The organism is Amycolatopsis sp. EV170708-02-1 (assembly GCF_022479115.1).
GTDB lineage: Bacteria > Actinomycetota > Actinomycetes > Mycobacteriales > Pseudonocardiaceae > Amycolatopsis.
In genome coordinates this window covers 3,922,500-3,940,296 of record NZ_CP092497.1, presented here as the reverse complement: position 1 = coordinate 3,940,296, position 17,797 = coordinate 3,922,500, and the positions used below count along the sequence as shown (strand labels likewise).

At 65.9% G+C, this 17,797-nt stretch carries 16 protein-coding genes; 5 read left to right on the top strand and 11 right to left on the bottom strand.

Annotation, left to right across the window (positions count from 1 at the left end):
* Nucleotides 1-214: 214 nt before the first annotated feature.
* Together MJQ72_RS18580 and MJQ72_RS18575 are read left to right on the top strand one after the other, a co-directional pair.
* The gene (locus MJQ72_RS18580; RefSeq protein ID WP_240600621.1) at nucleotides 215-2,068 is read left to right on the top strand and encodes a hypothetical protein; all 1,854 of its coding nucleotides are present in this window, start codon (nucleotides 215-217) and stop codon (nucleotides 2,066-2,068) included.
* A gap of 203 nt (nucleotides 2,069-2,271) precedes the next feature.
* A complete protein-coding gene (locus MJQ72_RS18575) occupies nucleotides 2,272-2,823 on the top strand; it encodes a hypothetical protein (protein ID WP_240600620.1) in 552 nt (183 codons plus the stop codon).
* Nucleotides 2,824-3,001: 178 nt separating this feature from the next.
* On the opposite strand, the gene MJQ72_RS18570 is transcribed toward MJQ72_RS18575, so the two are convergent.
* Entirely contained in the window at nucleotides 3,002-3,784 is a 783-nt protein-coding gene (locus tag MJQ72_RS18570; protein WP_240600618.1) for a DNA/RNA helicase domain-containing protein, read from the bottom strand.
* Between the two features lie 996 nt (nucleotides 3,785-4,780).
* On the opposite strand from MJQ72_RS18570, the gene MJQ72_RS18565 reads away from it, so the two are divergent.
* Complete coding sequence (locus tag MJQ72_RS18565) at nucleotides 4,781-5,842, top strand: hypothetical protein (RefSeq protein ID WP_240600616.1); 1,062 nt, start codon at nucleotides 4,781-4,783, stop codon at nucleotides 5,840-5,842.
* A complete protein-coding gene (locus tag MJQ72_RS18560) occupies nucleotides 5,839-6,246 on the top strand; it encodes a hypothetical protein (RefSeq protein ID WP_240600614.1) in 408 nt (135 codons plus the stop codon). Before MJQ72_RS18565 ends, MJQ72_RS18560 begins: the two co-directional genes overlap by 4 nt.
* Before the next feature lie 10 nt (nucleotides 6,247-6,256).
* Here MJQ72_RS18560 and MJQ72_RS18555 read toward each other — a convergent pair whose 3' ends face one another.
* Complete coding sequence (locus MJQ72_RS18555) at nucleotides 6,257-6,499, bottom strand: hypothetical protein (RefSeq protein WP_240600612.1); 243 nt, start codon at nucleotides 6,497-6,499, stop codon at nucleotides 6,257-6,259.
* 78 nt (nucleotides 6,500-6,577) lie between these two features.
* Nucleotides 6,578-7,213, bottom strand: coding sequence for an A24 family peptidase (locus MJQ72_RS18550; protein ID WP_240600610.1), 636 nt, complete (start codon nucleotides 7,211-7,213; stop codon nucleotides 6,578-6,580).
* Nucleotides 7,214-7,486: 273 nt separating this feature from the next.
* Between MJQ72_RS18550 and MJQ72_RS44635 the strand changes: the two genes are divergently transcribed.
* A complete protein-coding gene (locus MJQ72_RS44635; RefSeq protein WP_256464202.1) occupies nucleotides 7,487-7,612 on the top strand; it encodes a hypothetical protein in 126 nt (41 codons plus the stop codon).
* Between the two features lie 45 nt (nucleotides 7,613-7,657).
* Here MJQ72_RS44635 and MJQ72_RS18545 read toward each other — a convergent pair whose 3' ends face one another.
* From MJQ72_RS18545 to MJQ72_RS18510, 8 genes are read right to left on the bottom strand one after another with little or no spacing between them, the layout of a single operon-like run.
* The gene (locus MJQ72_RS18545) at nucleotides 7,658-8,101 is read right to left on the bottom strand and encodes a hypothetical protein (protein ID WP_240600608.1); all 444 of its coding nucleotides are present in this window, start codon (nucleotides 8,099-8,101) and stop codon (nucleotides 7,658-7,660) included.
* A 14-nt stretch (nucleotides 8,102-8,115) separates the two neighbouring features.
* Complete coding sequence (locus tag MJQ72_RS18540; protein ID WP_240600606.1) at nucleotides 8,116-10,089, bottom strand: hypothetical protein; 1,974 nt, start codon at nucleotides 10,087-10,089, stop codon at nucleotides 8,116-8,118.
* A complete protein-coding gene (locus MJQ72_RS18535) occupies nucleotides 10,089-12,512 on the bottom strand; it encodes a hypothetical protein (protein WP_240600604.1) in 2,424 nt (807 codons plus the stop codon). The genes MJQ72_RS18540 and MJQ72_RS18535 overlap by 1 nt, the downstream gene beginning before the upstream one ends.
* A gap of 10 nt (nucleotides 12,513-12,522) precedes the next feature.
* The gene (locus tag MJQ72_RS18530; RefSeq protein ID WP_240600602.1) at nucleotides 12,523-12,846 is read right to left on the bottom strand and encodes a hypothetical protein; all 324 of its coding nucleotides are present in this window, start codon (nucleotides 12,844-12,846) and stop codon (nucleotides 12,523-12,525) included.
* Nucleotides 12,846-13,952, bottom strand: a complete 1,107-nt coding sequence (locus MJQ72_RS18525; protein WP_240600600.1) for a DUF4417 domain-containing protein — start codon at nucleotides 13,950-13,952, stop codon at nucleotides 12,846-12,848. The genes MJQ72_RS18530 and MJQ72_RS18525 overlap by 1 nt, the downstream gene beginning before the upstream one ends.
* A gap of 5 nt (nucleotides 13,953-13,957) precedes the next feature.
* A complete protein-coding gene (locus MJQ72_RS18520) occupies nucleotides 13,958-15,055 on the bottom strand; it encodes a ParB/RepB/Spo0J family partition protein (RefSeq protein ID WP_240600598.1) in 1,098 nt (365 codons plus the stop codon).
* Nucleotides 15,055-15,939, bottom strand: a complete 885-nt coding sequence (locus MJQ72_RS18515; protein ID WP_240600596.1) for a replication-relaxation family protein — start codon at nucleotides 15,937-15,939, stop codon at nucleotides 15,055-15,057. Before MJQ72_RS18515 ends, MJQ72_RS18520 begins: the two co-directional genes overlap by 1 nt.
* A gap of 3 nt (nucleotides 15,940-15,942) precedes the next feature.
* On the bottom strand, nucleotides 15,943-17,646 hold the full coding sequence (locus MJQ72_RS18510) for a type IV secretory system conjugative DNA transfer family protein (RefSeq protein ID WP_240600594.1): 1,704 nt from the start codon (nucleotides 17,644-17,646) through the stop codon (nucleotides 15,943-15,945).
* Nucleotides 17,647-17,797: the final 151 nt, after the last annotated feature.

Sequence of the window (17,797 nt, the reverse complement as noted above, 5' to 3'; positions counted from 1 at the left end):
TGGATCATTGAGGTCACGGCGGCAGGCGATGATGCTGACCCGCGCAGTGCTGGTCGTGGCACGGCTCAGACGCGGCGCGAGTTCCATGAATCGTGCAAGGGCCTTACCGATCGATCGACATCCTGACTTTCGAGGCCGAACGGTTGGGGTCCGGGCCCTGAATGCTTGATCGGGCTGGCCCGTCGCGTATCGCGACGGGCACTAGAATCAGCGGGTGGTGGTCCTGGAGTTTGGCCTGAATCAGCAGGCCCCGGTAATTCTTGAGCGGCTTTCGCGGTGGCTGGGAGCGCAGGAGACCGCGGTCAGAGCGGCTGATTGCTGGCCGCTCGTGCGCACAGTCGCCGAGGGCTCCCCTGAGCTCGTGATACCGCCACACGTGCCAGGCGACCATCGACAGCTGGTCTACCACTGCATCATGGCTTCAGCGGTCCACAAGCTGTGGACGACATCGAAGCGTGTGGTGCTCCCGTTCCATCCTTCACTGGTCGACGAGCTGGAGGACAGCGCGTCGGGCGACCTGCCGGGAGCGATCTTCGACCGGTTGCCGCATGCGAACCCGCTGGTGCTGTTTCCGCGGCCTTTGCCTGTCACGACGCCGGACGGGCACCTCGGCGAGCTTCTCGGGTTCTACATCTACGGTCGCCGCGCCGAGAGACGGCGGCAGCTGTGCTCCACCCATGACCCGCAACGCGACGCGATCGGCATCATGGCGGTCACCAGCTTGGTTGACGAGCACGGCCAGGAGAAGGACCTCGATTTCACGAGGCTCACCGTGCCGATCGGACGGGACCGTTTCACCATCGAGGACACCGTCGAGAACACGCTCAAGGCCTTCGCGCTCGAGCCGGGCATAATGGCCCGTCTGGACAAGGTCAAGGATTGGGTCAGTACGCTGACCCATGCCGCTCTCCATGCGATGCTCTATCTGTGCAGCGATCAGGCCGAGATCGCCACGAAACCCGCACCCCAGCGCGGCGGAGCCAGCCGAGGGAAGAGCAAGCAGGCCAAGCCTCCGCAGATCTACCCCGTCGGATGGCAGCACGGACCCGCGCTGGCCGAGGCACGACAGACCGCCCAGGACACCGGGCCCGCCAGCTTCCGCACCATATGGACAGCTGCCGATTCCGCCCAGGAGCCGACGGTGGTGTTCGGGCACCTCGACCGCACCCTCGACAAAGCGCTGACCTCGACAACCGCCGAGCTCGCCGAGATGCGCCAGAAGCTCCATGATGTCACCGAGCTCGCCGAGACACTGCGTGCCCGCACGATCGAACTGGATGCCCGCGCAGCACGGGACAAAGCCACCATCGCTGACTTGCAGGCGTCACGTCGTCGTCTCGCCCACGCGGCATTGCGCTACCGGGCCGAGGCCGCGACCGTCGGCAGCCCCGCGCATCTGGACGCGCTGACCGCGCAGCTGCACCGGCGTGACGCAGACCTCGCGGCGGCGACCACCACGATCGCCGGCCTCGAGAACCGGGTGCAGCAGCTTCAGCAGCAACTGGACCAACGGACCGCCCGGCAGGCCTGGAACCCGCAGCCTCCTGCGGCCCAGGAGAGCATCCCCGCTCCGCACGACGTCCCCGCGTCCTGGCCGGAGCTGATCACCACGGCCACCGGTCTGCCACATGTCTGGTGCAGCCCCGACCTGGCCGAACAGGCGAATCAGCTGCCGACACGACGCGACTGGATCACCACCACCTGGCGCGCGCTTCACGCACTCTCGGACTACGCCACCGCGAAACACACCGCCAACGCTGCCGGCCTGCCGAGCACAACGATCCGTAACTTCACCGCCTACCTGGACTCCGACACCGCCGGCACCAAGATCTCCGCGACCCAGGTGGCCCTGCGGGAAAGCGAAACAGTGCAGAACAACCCCCGGCTCCGGAAGCAGCGGCTGCACCGCGTCCCCGTCGAAGTCGATCCGAGCGGACTCGCCCCGCACTTCGCCCACGTCAGGATCGGCCAAGCCTCCCCCTACCCGCGCCTGCACTTCCTGGACGCCACCGACCACGGTGGTCCGCTCTGCATCGGCTACCTCGGCCCGCACCTTCAGACCTCTTGATACACCGGCCGTCGAGCGACACGGTCCTGCTAGCGGGAACCAGACCTTCGGGGACAATCCCCAACGTCTGAGAGCGACACCGAGGACCGCCGGTGACCTCAGACAATGCAGTGGATAGCAGTCTGGTTCCCGGCCCGGGATCACCTATATGGGTTGAGGGTCACGCTGGCGCCGTCGTCAGACGTTGGGCATTCTTTGCCCCCATGGACGAGAAATGCCCGTGGTGCGATGACGTGTTCTTCCGGTTCGGGGAGTTGCCCGGCGCCAGCGTCAGCGAGCCGGAAACCATCGTCTGCGGCGACTGTCTTGGCTATGAACGTATCGCGCTGAAAGCGGGGATCTCTCAGCCAGGCAAAGCGGTCGTCCAAGACTTACGGAGCCAGGTCGCGGTCGGCCTCGGCGTCACGCCGGAGCAGCCTGGTGACGGCGTCGCAGGCCTCAGCATGGAAGAGAACGAAACGCTAGAACGAGAGAAAGCGAAATTCCGCCGGTGGATGGCGAAATGCGCAGCCTGGCATGTGGAAGCGCGCGACTCGGCCGAAGGAGCCACGCTGGCCGAACGCGCAGACGACGCGGTCCGTCGCCTGCGAACGCTGCAATTCGAGGCAGGCGCGATCGGGGTAGCTCCCTGCGGACCAATTCGCTGCGAGCACGACTCTTGCCAGGCCGACTGGATCGACGACGCCGCAGGGTTCTACCAGGAATTCCTCCACATGAACGAGGCATCGACCACCCCCACGACCACACTGACCTGACCGTGGTCCTTTGCCGTGCGATCGGCTGAGGAGCCCGCAGTCGCAGTGCCTGGAACACCTCGGACATGCCTCGTTGTGCACCTGCCAGCAGTGCCGTATGCCGGACCACAAGCCTGTGCCAGAGCCAAATCAGACCGACAAAACCACCTTTCCGCGTCGGTGACGAGGGCCCCGCTGATTACCTGGCGACCAGGGCGTGCAGCAGGGCACGGGTGTCGGTGTCGGTGGAGTAGAGCACGGTGCCCGCCGTGGCGCGGGTGAGCAGCACGCGGTAGGTGCGGCGTATCCAAAGGTCGACGTTCGCCACAAACGCGCCGTCGAGGGCGTCGTCGCGGGTGGCTGCAGGATCGGTGACCCATCGGTCGTCGCGCCACATGAGGTCGGGGCCGAGGATGACGCCGCCGTACTCGTACTCGAAGCCTTGCGCGCTGTACACGCTGCCGACCTGTCCGGAGCCCGCGGGATCGATCGCCCACAACGGCGAGGGCGGAAGGCCGTTGACCGCGCGCTGGCCCTTCACACTCCACGGGCGCCGCCAGCCGCCGATCACGATGTCCTCGACCATCGGATTTCCAGGGGTCGCGTCGCTCCACGGCCAGCACAACCCGGCCGTGATCCGAGCGCTCGCCCCGAGCTCGGTCTTCGCGCGCAGCAGCTGCTCCAGCTCGCCGGGGCTGTCAGCCACCCGTAACTCGAACCGCGGCGGCGAGGGTCCCTTGTCCGGGCTCCATGGAGTCGGCCGCCTGGGCGGGTCGTCGAGGCCGAGCAGACGTCGGACCCAGCTGTCGTAGCGGGCGCTGTGATGGCGGTGCTGGCTCGTCAGCTCAGCGCTGTGCACGGTGGCACCGCTGGCGCGAGCGGCGGTCGCGAGGTAGTCGCGGGTGCCAATCTGGCCGGGGCGGATCGCCTGCTCCTCGTCAGTGACCCTGCTCAGGAGGACCTGAACGTTGATGTTTTCCATGGTGGACGCTTGACCACCAGCGTCAGTGAATCAAGTGAGCGGATCGGGCTCGGACTGCGGCTGCCAAAGCCACTCACCCGCCACGGAAAGCACGAGTTCGCCTTAAGATTCCGTGGCCCCATGCAGTACGCACATTACGTTTGTGTGCCCCGGCACCCAGTCGACCTGTTAACCTACACATCCGGTTCACCAGCCCTGCACCAGTCCAAGTCGTACGGCTGGACAAGGTGTTCCAAGAAGACGTCCGGGACAAGGGCACCAGCGGCGTGCCGCTGACACCAGACGCCATAGGCGAAATACACGTAGAGTTCCGCAACCTCGCGCCGGGATTCGCGTACGGGGTCCGATGGATCACCGCGAGTGCCGCGGGAATCCAGACCCACTAGCGAGTTCGAACCGAGCCCCCTCCGATTAGCAGCGTCCGACCGATTCCCTGCGCATCGAACCAGCCCGCCTAGATGACACAGGCGAAGGCGTGGATGAGGCACAGCTGAACAACCGGCTAGGTCGCCCTCCTTGGCCGACCACCACCTGCGCCTTGCCCCGGCCGCGCCCGCTCCCACGTTCGGATCTCCGCCTCGCGCGCAGATGACCAACCAGGCGTTCGCCCAATCACAACGTCCGGCTCTGGGAACGGGTGGTCGGCAGCGTAGCGGCGCCGCCACAGGGCGACCGTCCGATGGGAGACCTCGAACCACTCCCCGATCTCGACCATCCCGAGGTACCGAAGGGTCAGCCCTTCGCCGGCCGGACGGCCATCTTCCACCCGATGGTTTTCGCCGCTCACCAGGCTGAAGTTAACAGGCACCTGCACGTCCGACTTGCACCAGCGGCAATACGGCATGTCCAACCCGAGCACACCTTGTTGACTAAGTGTGCAAAGTTTGCTTACCCTGAACCTTGCTCACTTCGTATTCAAGGTTTCACCGGGAGGTACCATGCACCACTCAAACACCAGGTCACAGCCCGTTCGGAAGCGATTCGAGGGGCGTCGCCATGGCCGAGCACGCTGAAGCGGCCTGGTGCCCGCCCGAGCCGCGCGAGCTTCCCGCCTTGCGCGAGCATCTGGCCGGATACCTCACGACCTCCGTCGCTCACCTGTTCACCTCGGCGATGGTGCACGAGGGCCGAGGAACGCTTCGTCCGATCGGTGATCCGGACGTCGGCGCCGAGCTGATGCTGGCGGATGAGTACCGTCGGCTCCATCAAGCGCGGCTGTTCTACGTGACCAGCGACATCACGCCGCTCGTGCACCACGCCGCCCGGAATCTTCGGGACCGCTGGGACATCGAGCCTCAGGACTTGCCCGCGCTGACCGGCTTCATGCTCTTCGCCGAACCCCTGGCGACCTACGCCAGAGAAGACGGCAAGGACGTCGCCATCGTCGCCGTCTCCTGGGGAGAAACCACCCTCATCAGCCATCCCGACGGTGGACTCTGGTTGACCTTCTGGAGCGCCACCGACTTCGCGGCGGTCGTCGCCAAGTTCCGCGCGGTGGGCTTCCCGACGGCCGAAGCGACCCGGCTCGCGCACGCACAGAATGCCGAGTTGACGTGGGACAACGAGATCTACATGCCCTGGGGAGCTACTCAGGCCGTCGTCCCCGACGAGCCTGGCGGACGAGCCCTCGACCCCACCAGGGTCGCCGCCGCCAAGACGACGATCGACTGGCTGCGCGTAGTCCACGCCGGTTGGATCTTCTGCCAGCCGAACGGCTTCACGGAGGTAACCGACGAGCACCTTCCGAAGACGTTGCGGAAGCGGTCCGCACGAGCCGGTCATTCCACGGACCCGGTACGAGTGCTTTCGGTCAGCCGGAAGACACCTCCTCGACCGGCGCGTGCCTACGAACCGACCGGACGCACCGTGGGTGTCCGCTTCCCCGTCGCACCGTTCCTTCGCAGGCAGGCATACGGACCCAATCACTCACTCCGACGGTGGAAGGTCGTGTCCGGCCACTGGCGCGGTCCGGCTGACGCACCGGTCCGGATCGGCAAGAAGGTCAACCTGATCGACGCTCCCCCACCTGGCACGACTGACGTAAGGCAGGAATCATGATCGCAGTCAAACGAACGAATCCGACCGAGGACGTCATGTCGGCGGCCCATCACTGTCTCGCGGCCGAGAACTTCTTCGCTCGTGCCAAAGAGCTCTACGACGAGATCGCGGACGTCCCGCGGAAACGGAACGGCTTCCACCGTCGCCTGTCCAAAAAGCTCGAGCGGTCGTACAAGACCTATCTGGAGTGGGCGCGTTTCCATCTCCAGATGGCAGAGGTCATCACGCAGGGCAGCAATCTCGTGCTGACCTACAACCGTGCCTCGTCCACTTTGGACCCCCGGCTTCTCGGCACGGACGTGGCCCACGAGGTCGTTTGCTGGGACGGGTTCATCGGCGGACAGCCGCGCGACGGTCGGGAACGATGGCTCTCGAAGCCGGGCACGGCTGACGCCGAATACTGAACCGGTCAGCTCACAGCAGGTCGTCGTAACCGAGGCCCGCGGCGACGTCCTCGACGAAGTCCTCGCCTGGGACGCCCGGATGTTCGTTCTCCACGTCCCAGGCCGCGTCGCCAACGGCGTCGCCACCGTCTTCCAGCGCGTCGACGACCATCTCGACCAGCCCACGGGCCTGGTCGTCATCGAGGTCGAACCGTTGAGCCGCGTTCGATGCGGCTTGTTCGAGATCCTGGTCGTACCACGGAGGTTCGTACATCGGCGGGCTCCTTCGCTGGTGTCTTGAGCCCTCAGAACATGGTGTTCTGTCCGTGTGTTCGATTCACGGAGCCGTCGCTCAGCCACTGAGCGCGGCGATCGTCGCGCTCAGAACCGTGGCGGCCAGCATCGGCGGCGCGAGCGGCAGACGACCGTCGCGAAGACTCCATCGCTTCGCGAGCAGGCCAAGCCCGGCGAACAGGGCGGCCAGCAGATAGGAAGCGACGATCCCGGTCAGGAGCCACTGCCACCCCAGCGAGCCAAGCAGCATCCCCAGGCTCGGCGCCAGCTTGACGTCGCCCGGTCCTGGATCGCCGGTGAAGAGGAACGACACCAGCAGCACGCCGCCCCACACGGCGGCACCGGCCAGCGCCATGGTCAACGACGTCGCCGAGCCGGCGATCAGCGCCGCGGTGACCAGCGTGGCAGTCATTCCCGCGGCGAGGGGTGCGGTGAGTCGGTCCGGTACCCGGTGCTCGACGACGTCTACAGCGGCGGCCGGCACGCCGAGCATCACGAGGAGGACCCCTGCGGCGATCAGGCTGGGCGGCCACACCGCGACGGCCGCCCCGACCACGGCGGCTGCGGTCACGATCGCAATGTAGTGGGGACGCTTTGGCGCCATCTTGAGAGTGACGCGGAACAGCAGTACCGATACCGTAGCCAACCCGCCGCCGAGGGCGAACCCGACGGCGAAGCGCAGGTCGAGGTTCATCGAACGGTCGGCACCCTCAGTTGGTCCATCCGGTCATCGTCACACGGCCTCGGAGGCTGGCCCTCCGAATCAGCCATCACATCGCTCGACCGTGTGACCCCGTAGGCCGAAACGGATCTCGGCGCCGTACCAAGAACCGGCTTCGCTCGACCGTGCTCGGCGGTAGTGCCACCCCGGATGATTCGATGCCGCGAGCCCTCGGCGGCACTCGCAGGTGGTCACGCACCACCACCCAGGCCGCACCCGCAAAGCCGTCTGACCCACGGGTGGGAAGTGGTCGGCAAGCGCTCCGGTCGCCTTCGCGATGATCTCGTCGAGCGAGGCTCCGCGAACAAGCAGCTGACCGTGCGCTTCGTGGTGCTCGCCGACCCATTCGACGTCGTTCAGCTGAGGTTCTGAAGTCGCACTCATACCCGAGACAAGCCCGGTGATGAGCGGCACGATTCAGTCGTGATGGAGCGCTTCGAGCCCCTTACGCTCGCCGTCGGAAATCGTGGTCATCCAGGTGTCGAAGTCCTGCAAAACCATCAGACGGCCGGACCGCGCCGGCTGCACGGTCACGGTCGAGCCGCTGACGAGCTCGAGATGGAGGCGTGGGCCATCGCGCCGTGCCGCGGCGACGTGGAGCGCCCGGCGTCGGACGATCGTGGGATCGAAGACGGGTAGCCGCGTTTCCGGGTCCTGGAAGGCCGCGCTCAGCGGTCGGATCCAGAAGAGACCGGGCTCATCCGTATCCCGTCGTACGTGCCTTGCCAGCGCGACCCGTTGGCCGCCGTCGATGACGAGTTCGGCGCCAGGCAGCAGGTCGTCAGCCCTCTTCTGTGTGCGGCCGATGACCAGGTCTTCGAGGACACGCTCGGCCTCGTCGAGGTCGATCTCACGATTCACGGGTCATCTCTCCCTCATGCCTTCAAAACGTCGTCGATCGGCTTGCCGGCGATGTGCGTGATGCCTTTGGCAGTGAACATGGCGTGGATCTCGTCGCGCTGTGTCTTGCTGTCGCAGAGGATTCTCGACGGTCCTTCGGCGCCCAGCAGGTCGATTCCGTCACCGAACATGACCTCGTTGGCGGCATGCGCGAACTTGGCGATCTTGAAGGGATCCCGTGTGGACGACGCATATTCGCCAGCCTTGGCGGGATTGACGGCCCCATAGGTGTCCGCGTTCGCGCCGTAGTAGTCCGCGCGGTGCAACAGCCGCTCAGGCTGGTCCCACACCAGCTTCGGGCCACCATGCGACGGCGGCTTGCCCAGCACTCGCAGGAAGACCGAACTCGCTCCCCCAGTGAACTTGTCCTGGTCTTCGCTCATGCCGACGCCGCGGCTCACTCCCATCAAGGTGCGGCGCTCGGTGGAGGCGAGCACACCGTTTGCCAGCATCGCTTTCAGCCCCGTCGCTGACGTGGCGTGGACCAGGGCCTTCCCCTTGAACGCGGCGGTCAGCTTCGTCATCGAGTTGCCGACATCGAACCGGTTCCACGTGAGCCAGCCGCCAGACCGCCGGGGAGCAGGATCGTAGCCCGCCGTGGCAGCGAGTGCGTCGCCGGTCTGGTGCCCAGTCACCTTCGCTACGGCTTCGCGCAGAACCCTCACCCTCGTCGGCAGTGCCTGCGTGTGCGCGTCCAACTGGATGTCTTTGGCGAACCGCGCGAGCTGAGCGTCATCCAGGCCGATGGCGAGGTGAGCACGCTCGTGGAAGAGCTCCTGACGTGTCATCTCCTCGAGCTGATCGCCGGTCGTGATGGCTGCCTGCACCTCAGTTTTGCCTGCCAGGTTCTGTGCCTTGACATTCGCGGCGAGGTAACCGTATTCGCCTTCAGCTCGGGTCATCGGGCGGTTGGCCAGGTTGAGCTGCCCGAGTCGTTTGACCACGTCCGGGCCGTGCCCCTCACCTGCGGGCGCGATGATCTCGAGTCGGCCGCGCAAGGAGAACTCCGTCGTCTTCGGCGAGTTGACGCTGTAGGGCCGGTAGACAGCCTGGAATCCATCGCCAAGGTTGATCATGTACTCCTTGCCTTCGACGTTCTCCCACCGAGCCTTGCCGTTCCAGCTGGCCTGGCCGGTCTCGGAGTCCAGGGTCGGCTTGATCCGGGTCGCGTCACGCAGGAGGCCGGCGACTCGGTGGTCGCCAGTGTCGCTCGCGAGCACGGGCATGGTCACGGTGACGGTCGCGACGCCTTCGTGCAGGTACGGGTTGACGTGCCCAACGTTCTTCGCTGCAGCGGCCGCAGCCTCGACGTCGGCCAGCTTCGCCGCGTAGTGCGCGAGCATCGCGGAGTCCGCTGGTCCTGGACTGTCGCCGACATCCTTCGCCACAGCGTCCATCGCCGTCTTCGCGTCGTTGATCTTCTGCTCAGTTGTCGACGGGAGATTCCCGACGGAGAGATCTCCCGCTTTGATGTGGTGGTTCACGCTCTTCGCGGCCGCGATGATCTTGTCCGCGAGTTCGTGCTGTTCGTCGACCGGGAGCCGGCCGTGGACGATCTGCTCGACCTGGACCGGTGCTGTCTCCTTGGTGACGTGGATGGCATCGAGCAGCTTGTCCTCTGCCTCCTCGCTGACGAGTGCGTGCAGAACGGTGCGTGGGCCTTCAGCGCTGGCGTAACTCACCAGGGTGGCACTCGATGCGTGCAGGTCGGTCCCGCCCACCAAAATCGGCTCGCCGAACGGCTTGCCGACGTCCGGCGTATCCGGGATAGGCGTCAGCGGCTGAGCGCCAAGTTCCTCGGGGCTGTCCACTGCAACGGAGATCTCCTCGTCAGGCAGAGGACCTGGTACCTCCGTGGGCGGCTCAGCTTCGAGCGGCTCGGGCTCGGCTGCCGGGGCCGACGGGGTGATCGAGTAGCTCGCGTGAGCCGTCTTGGAGTTGGTCCCCATCACGTCTTCCCTGCGTGCTGAAGGGCCGCGGCGTTCTCCAGCTTCAACTCACCGAGGAAGAACTCGGCGAAGTCCTTGCGCAGACTCTTCTTGCGCTCGACCGCGTAGTCGAGGAATGCCTCGGCGACCTGCTTCGTGGTCACCGAGGCTTCAGCGATGCCATGGTGCTTGGCCGCCTTCGCACGCATCGCCGGAACCCATTTCATCTGCTTCTGCGCGGCTCCCGCGTAGGCCGCCGATCGCAGCAGTCCGCGCCACTCGGCGTCTGGAACCGACTCGAGATGTTTGATCACCGAGTGCGCGGCCGCGGGATTGACCCGAACCCCTTTGGGCAGCTTGCCCTCTTTGAAGGCGTCGTACGCCCGGTGATAGACCGCTGTCGTGTTGTTCGGCCGGAACGACATCGACAGCTTGTCCTGACCGTAGAACTTGAACGACTGCCCGTGGTCGATCGGGACGAGACCGCCCTCGCCGGTCCGGAGGACGTTGCCGGCGTGCGGATCGTGATTTCCCAGAGCCCAGCTTGCGACGTGCAGCCGGACGATGTCGTCGACGTCGGTTTGTGACCAGGTGGAGGGGTTGTCGGACATCTCGGTCGCGCCGACAAGCATCGGCTGTACGGAGGCCGGCTTTCCGTTGATCTTGGTGGCATACACAGGTACAACGGGCAGACCTGCACGGTGAAGTGCCCGCGAAGTAGCGGCCTCCGCTGCGATGACCGCGCCGCCCCGTGGCGTTGCTTCTCCTTTGGCGAGCCATGGTTTGCCGTCTGGCCCGGTGTGCAGCGTCTTCGGGTGCGTCCCGCCGAGGTCCGCGGGCTTGCCCGTTCCGAAGTCCCAGGCCGCGACAGCGGACGGATCGACCGATTTCGGCAACGCTGAGAGGGCGGCTTTGGTCTGCCTCAGCGCTGAGAGCATCTCGGCATGCTGTCGGCCGAACGCGCTTCGGGGCGCTGCCAGGATCGGGGCTTTACCTGCCTTGGCTGGTAACGACTTCGCACTGTCCTTGAGAGCAAGCTTCTCTTGCAAGCTGTGTTTCAGCGACGCGACCGACGCGCTGACCCCATAGGCTTGATGTACCAGGAGCGTTTTGCAGAACGACTTCGTCGCCGCCGCAGCTTGATCGGTTGTGAGGATGCCAGTGGAAACGACGAACGCTCGCAGGTCCTTCAGCTCTTGCTGGTCGGCCCATGGCCCAATTTCTGTTTGCGCGATCTGCAGAGTCTCGTTGTGTGCGAGTGTCGGCTCGACGGGCTTCCAGCCACTTATGTCCGTGTAGGCGTTCCCCGCCTGATGCGCGTGGTCGAGGAACTTGGTCATAGCCGCGACGCCGCCCGGGTCGGCGAGGTTAGGCAGGCCACCGTGCCCGATCGCGTTGTGCAGGTCGGCGATGTGGGCTTCGAACGTCGCTTTTGTGGCCGCGCGCTCGACCGCGAGGCTCTGGAGGTCGAGCCGTTCCTGCTTCTCGGTCGACGCACGCAGCAGCTTCAGAACCTGGTGAGCATTGAGCACCTTGGCATGGAATGGCGATATCTGGTCAAGGTCCTTCGCGGCTTGAATCGCGGCGGAAAGTTCATGGGGAGCGATGTCGGTGAAAGCTTGATTGACTTGATGTTTTGCCGCTGAACGTATCGTCGCCAGGTCGGCGAGCGCTGGGTTGTGCGCGGTCGCCAGCTTGTTTTCCGCGGCGATCAGAGCCGAGACGAGGTCGGGATCGGCCCACGAGCCGTCGGTCTTGGCAGCCCCGACCGCGCTGACAGCAGCATTGATCGCTTCCTGTGCTGCCTGCACTTCTGCGGCAGTCGGCATCCAGGTGGTGAAGCCCGCAGGCACGCTATGGATTGGCTTCGCGACCAAGCTCGCGTCGATTTGTTGCCATTGCTCAAGGGTCTTGCCTCCGACCGTTTCGCCGGAGCACAACGCGATGAACCTGTTGATCGCGACGCTCTGGATCGTCTGTTTGGTGACTACATCGTCCGGATAGGATGGATCGAGCCAGTGCACCAAGGGGTTTCCGCTGGTTTCGGACAACCCCACCAACGCCGGATGCTTGAACCCCTTCGCAACAGCGAGCTCCTTGAGCTCGTCCTGCGTAAGGCCGTTCAGGAACAGCTCACACTGGGTGTGTAACGCGTCCTCGAACGCGCTGGGGTCTCCGGCGATCTTCGCGATTTCTCCTTGGGCCTCGTGAACCGCCTCCACGAACATCGCATACCGTTCCCCGACGTCATCGGGCAGATCGAGGGTGGTCGGCTCGAATGGGTTCTCCGGGTCGACTCCGTTGAGCGCGAAACCTTCCACGACCGACAAGGCGATCTCCGCATCAGTCCACTTCGGACCTTCGTCGACGGAAGTCTCGTGCGCAGACGCATCAGACGGGCCGACGGCGTAGGTGGAGTGCGTGGTCTTGGAGTTCGTTCCCATGAGGACTCGATCAGCCGGTGCTACCGAGCAGGTCGTCGAGCTGGTATTGAACAGCGGCACCGAGATCAGGTGCCGAGGGAATGAGGTCGATGCGTGCGGCGGGTGCCGTGAGCGAGTTTTCCCAGATCTCCATGTGGGCGGGAAGGTCGTCCACTGGGGTGGAGGCGATGCGTTCGCGCCAGGTGAGGCAGCGTTGATACTCCCGCGGGACCCATTCGATGTGCCGGTCGATCCCGCCGTCGTCTCCCTGATCGACACCAAGCACCGCGACGACGGTCGTGGCGGCCCCGTACTCGGGCGACCAGCCGAGCAGGATCCAGAGCGTCCGCTTCATCAGTCGTCTCCTTCGGGCAAGAGCGAAGCCAGGTAGCGCACCGAGCTGGCAAAGGCGTCCGGGATGCGGGCTTGCAAGTCCTTGCGCCCTTCGGAAGTCATCACAGCTCCGTGAAGCGCGTACTGCGCCGGGTTCTGACTGACGAGAATCAGACCGTTGCCGAAGAGGTCGACGGCGGTGGCAATGCGGTCTTGACGAGACAAGCCGGTGATGATGACCGGGAGGCCGGCCGGGATGTTCTCCGCGAGCCAGCTGAGACCGGGCAATGCCCAGGTTTCCCAGTTCTTGTTCTCGCGCACGGTCTGAAGGTTGATCGCGATCGCGGGCGGCGTGGTGTCGGCGATCCACGTGGCGTATCGCTGGAGGTCTTCGAGCCGGAACCAGTAGAGATTCGGGACGGCCGGCATCCCGGCCCGGACGAATTCCTCCGTGAGCAGCAGCGACCTGCGCATGTTGATCAGATGTTCGGCACGCGGCCAGTTGCCGTAGATCGAGTAGTTCGGGGCCAGGACGAGATCGAACTTGAGTGTCGCCAGCCGATCGAGTAACCGATCGCGGTGCCGTGCCGTCCAGAACGCTTCGACCAGCGGGTCCTCTCCGTATCCCGAGAGGACGGTCAGCGTCGTGGCCGGGAGGCCCAGCGCTTCGGCGGCCGTCGCTGCTTGATCCCACCGCGGGTAGATGGCGTGCGTCTGCGGAGAGAACACGCGACGAAGACCGACGGCGTAGGCGGGCCAGCCCAACGCGGCGTCGAGGTCGCCGGCGCCGGATCCGTCGACCTGTGGGATGAAGGCGGGTAAGCCTTCGGGCAAGCGGCCGCCGACGATAACGTCGTCGAATTCGAGGGTCTCCCCGACATCGGCCATCCACGCCTTGATGTCGGTTCGGGAACCGCACCGGATCGGGCAACTCGAGCACGCGGTCCCTGTCCGCGCGGTCTCTGCGCGTGCGCAGCCGCAGTAGCTGCAGTCCGAATTGCACCCCGAGCACACCGGCGCGATCACAACCCCCGGCTCAGCGTCGGGGCCCGCGTACCAGGGGCAGCGCCTGCAGTCACAACGCGCGGCCGGCGCGGCGTCGGTGGGCAGGCCGAGGAATACGGACAAGGGACTCACTCCGTTCCGTTGAGTTGATCGGTCAGAAGGCGGAGCGATGCCAGATCGTGTGCGGAGAGCCGAGCACCGTGTGCCAGTGCGGCGGTCAAGTGGCGAAGGCTGGCGAGGACGTTGTCGACAAGTCGTTGATCCACCAATGGGACGGGATCAGCGGTCGCTGGCGAGTCGGCGCGGAGCTTGTCGGCACGCGCACTGTCTGCTTGTTCGTGCAGTTGCTCGGCTTCGGCAAGAGCTTCGTCCGGCGTAATCGCCGGGTCAGCCGCAGCGGCCAGGGCCGAGCTCAACAGTCGCGTCCGGTTGGTCTTCTTCACCGCGGCCCAGATGTCCTGTGCGGCCTGCGCTCTCCCTCGGTTGAGCTCGATGAACCGGATGCGGGTGTTGAGGCTGATCTTGGCCTCGTCCATCTCTTCGGCGATCTCGCGGGGCATCTCGGCGAACGCGCGCACCAGCTCGCGTGCCTTCCGCGGGGTCAGCTGCAGGCCGAGGCGGGTCAAGACCTGAGACCATGGCGCCGCGCATTTCTTGTCTGCGCCGCGGATCCGCTCCATGGCAGAGAACCGGGCGATCGGATCGTCGATGGCGTAGACGTCGGCTGGGACCTTGTAGCCGTGCGCGATCAGCTTGCCCAGCAGCACGGCGCAGCGATCGAGGACGAGCGCTGCCGCCAGCTCGCCGGGACGCAGGTTCTCGCGCGCGAGGTTCTCGACCAGCTGCCAGATCCGGCGTTCCTCGTCCGACAACGGTCCCGGGCACACGACCGCTGGGAGCGCGGTGAAGTGTGGGTTGTCCGGCTTGTGGACGGCACCCCAGCGGCAGGCCCGCAAGCGCCTCTCCCCCGCCGTTAGCCTCATAGCCGGAGCCTTGTCGTCGCCGACGTCCATCTCCTCGACGAGGACCGGTTGAAGGACGCCGACGGTCGCGATGGAAGAAATCAGGTCAGCGAGCTCTTCCGGCGCGGTACTGTCGCCGGGCGCTCGTCCCTGCGACTCCGTGAACGGAGTTCCCTCACCTCGCAGCGGAAGCAAGGTGAATCGACGCTGGCGCAACCGGGACGAAAACCCAAGCTGCCCAACAAAATCGACTGGTTCGTCCATTACTGGCTACCCGTCTTGGGCCAAGTGAACGCAGATACCGGTGCGCCGCTCTCGGCGAGTAACGGCACCGCGATGTCGGCTGTCGGCCCGGACTCTCGGAGCCTCCGCAAGGTCGTGCCCAGCGCGCATACGCGATCGCCGGCGAGCGCCAGGCCGTGCATCGCTTGTGCGTAGGCCCGCAGGTCCGCGAGCCGGCGCTCGAGGACGTGCTCGGCAGCGCCGGACAGAACGATGAGAAGCCGCGGGAAGCGCGCATACCGGCTTTGCCATGCGGGTTGCCCAGCCGAGTTCGGCTTTCCGGGGATGTAGTCGTGGTAGTGGACGTAGGAGCGGAGCTTTTGCGCCAGCCGTGCGACGGGCATGGTCGCGCGGTCCAGCTCGATGAAGAAGGTGCGCTGTGAGCGCCGCCCGTCTTCATCGAGGACGTAGTCGAGGACCGCGTCCGCGATGACTACGCCCTGGCGCCGTCCACGGCCGTCTCGAAACCGGTGCGCGACCTCCGGGGTCCAGGACAGCGGCCCGCATTCGTCCCCGCGCCGACGGGCTGCCACCGCAAAGGCAAGCCCGGTTTCGACGACGTCGAGCGCATGCTCCTGCAGCAGCTCCACCGTTGCCGCCCGAGGGACCCGGTACGGGCGGGTATCCACTCGCCCGGACTCCTCGACCAGTTCCGCACCGCTCTCGGTGACGTGCCAGGTCCGGGGAGCATGGTGCCGGTGCAAGCCGTCGGCAAGACCGTCCGCTTGTAGGGCAAGGAGCTTGTGCTGGACGGTACGGATCGACGTGGCTGGCGCGATCAGCCGCCGCATCTGCTCCGTGGAGACCATGCGATGCCAGTAGAGAACAACGAGGGCCTCGCGCTTGAACGGGTCGAGTCGCGGCATCGATCACTCCACCGTCGACTCGGGTGACGGAAGTTCAATGCCTGTACCGCTTCCGCGGGACGGAGGGCGTCCTCGCCGCGAGCGAGGTGCCGGCTGGTTCCCGCGCAGCGCGACGAGGATCCGGTCGTCGAGGTCCTCGAGTTCGTCCAGGACCTCCCCGATCGGCCTGCGGGTCAGGTTCCGGTCGAGGCACCGGTCGACGTCATCGTTCCACTCGGGATGGAAGTGGTCGGCGAATTCGTCGTCCACGTGGAGACCGCGGATCTTGAACGGCGTGGTGCGCTGGCCGCCGAGCGTCACGGTGACGACGTGGTGGAACTGCTCGAGTTCGGTGATCGTCGCGGGCTGGACGAGGCCGCCGTACTCGCGGGCCACCGTTCGGGCGCCGTCGATCGCGGCGGCGCTTGTCATCAGAAGCGACTGGTTCTGCAGCAGCGCCCTGCGGGTTTCGGGAGCGAGCCGGTCGGGCATCTGGTTCATCGCGTGCAGCGCGACGCGGTACTTCCGCAGCTGTTCCAGGATCGCGGCGAGGTATCCGCGCGACGCTCCGTCGACCGCGGCGAGCTCGTCGACGAAGGCGTCGCACCTGCGGCGCTGATCGACCGGCGTGTCCGCGCGCGAGCGACCGGCGCGGAACAGGTCGTAGATCATGAACGAGGTGATCAGCTTGTTCGTCTCGCCGGTGCCGGTGGTGCAGACGAAGACGATCTTCCCCGTATCCATGGCCCGGCGGACGTTGTACGTCGTAACCGACGAGCCGAGGAAGGCGGACAAGGTCGGGCTGGTGCGCAAGCGGTTGATGATATTCGTGACGACCGTGGTCGCGTCCGGCGCCAGCTTCGTGAACGAGTCCGTCCAATAGCGGCGGATGCTCGGCTTGAGGAAACGCAACACCTCGTCGCGCCAGGTGGCGTCGTCGAGGAGCGTCGGGATCTGGAAGATCGTCGGTGCGCACTCCGGCGGCAGCCGCATCGCGAGATAGCAAAGCGCCTCACACGCCTTGGTCAGGATCGACTTCGCCCGCGGCGCGGAGTCTCCCCATCCCAGCGCCGTGGCGAACGAGGTGACGACGGCGTCGACGCGGTCCTCGATGTCCTCTTCGGAGAAGCCCTGCATGCTGAGCGGGTTCCAGCCGGGCAGCCGCTTGTCTCGCCCGCGGACATCGAGGTTGACCTCCCACAGCCGATTCCGCAGTTCTGGATCGGAAAGGTACGGTTTCGCGCGCTTCCAACCATCAGCGTGCGGATCAAGGAACCAAACGCCACCGCCGAGCCGAGCGATCTCGATCGCCTGCGCGAGCGCCTCCTCGGTCTTGCCGAAACCGGCCTTCCCGAACCGCGCCGAGAACAGCAGCTCGCGAATCGGGACCCCAACGAGCCGGTCTTCGCCGTTGAGGTCGGTGACGTAGCCAAGTCGAACCAGCCCCGCACCGGGCTTGTACCGCGGGATCTCTCTGGGAGCGGGCATGACCCAGCCCCGGCTGCGGGCGATCACCGGTGACAGGCAACGTCCGGATGGTGGCTTCAGCAGCGCCGCGATCTCGCTGGCTGTCACGTATGACCGGCTCTTGGCCAAACCTGTGTGGAAACGCCGGTCGAAGAACCTGCGGATCAGGATGGTGTCCGCGCCGAGATGCCAACCCAGCACACGCGGCCCTCGAGCTCGCCAGTAGTTGTCGCCGCGGTAGACGTCGAAGGCGCCGATCACGCTGCGCAGATGCGCCTCCGCGCGGCCGGGGATCTCCGAACGACACCGGATCAGCAGCTGGACCGCGAAGACCGGCTCGTCCGTCGCGAACTTGTTCGGTACCGGCGCTTGCTGTCGCGGGGCAGACCGGCCGGCCCGCGTGCGGTCGGCA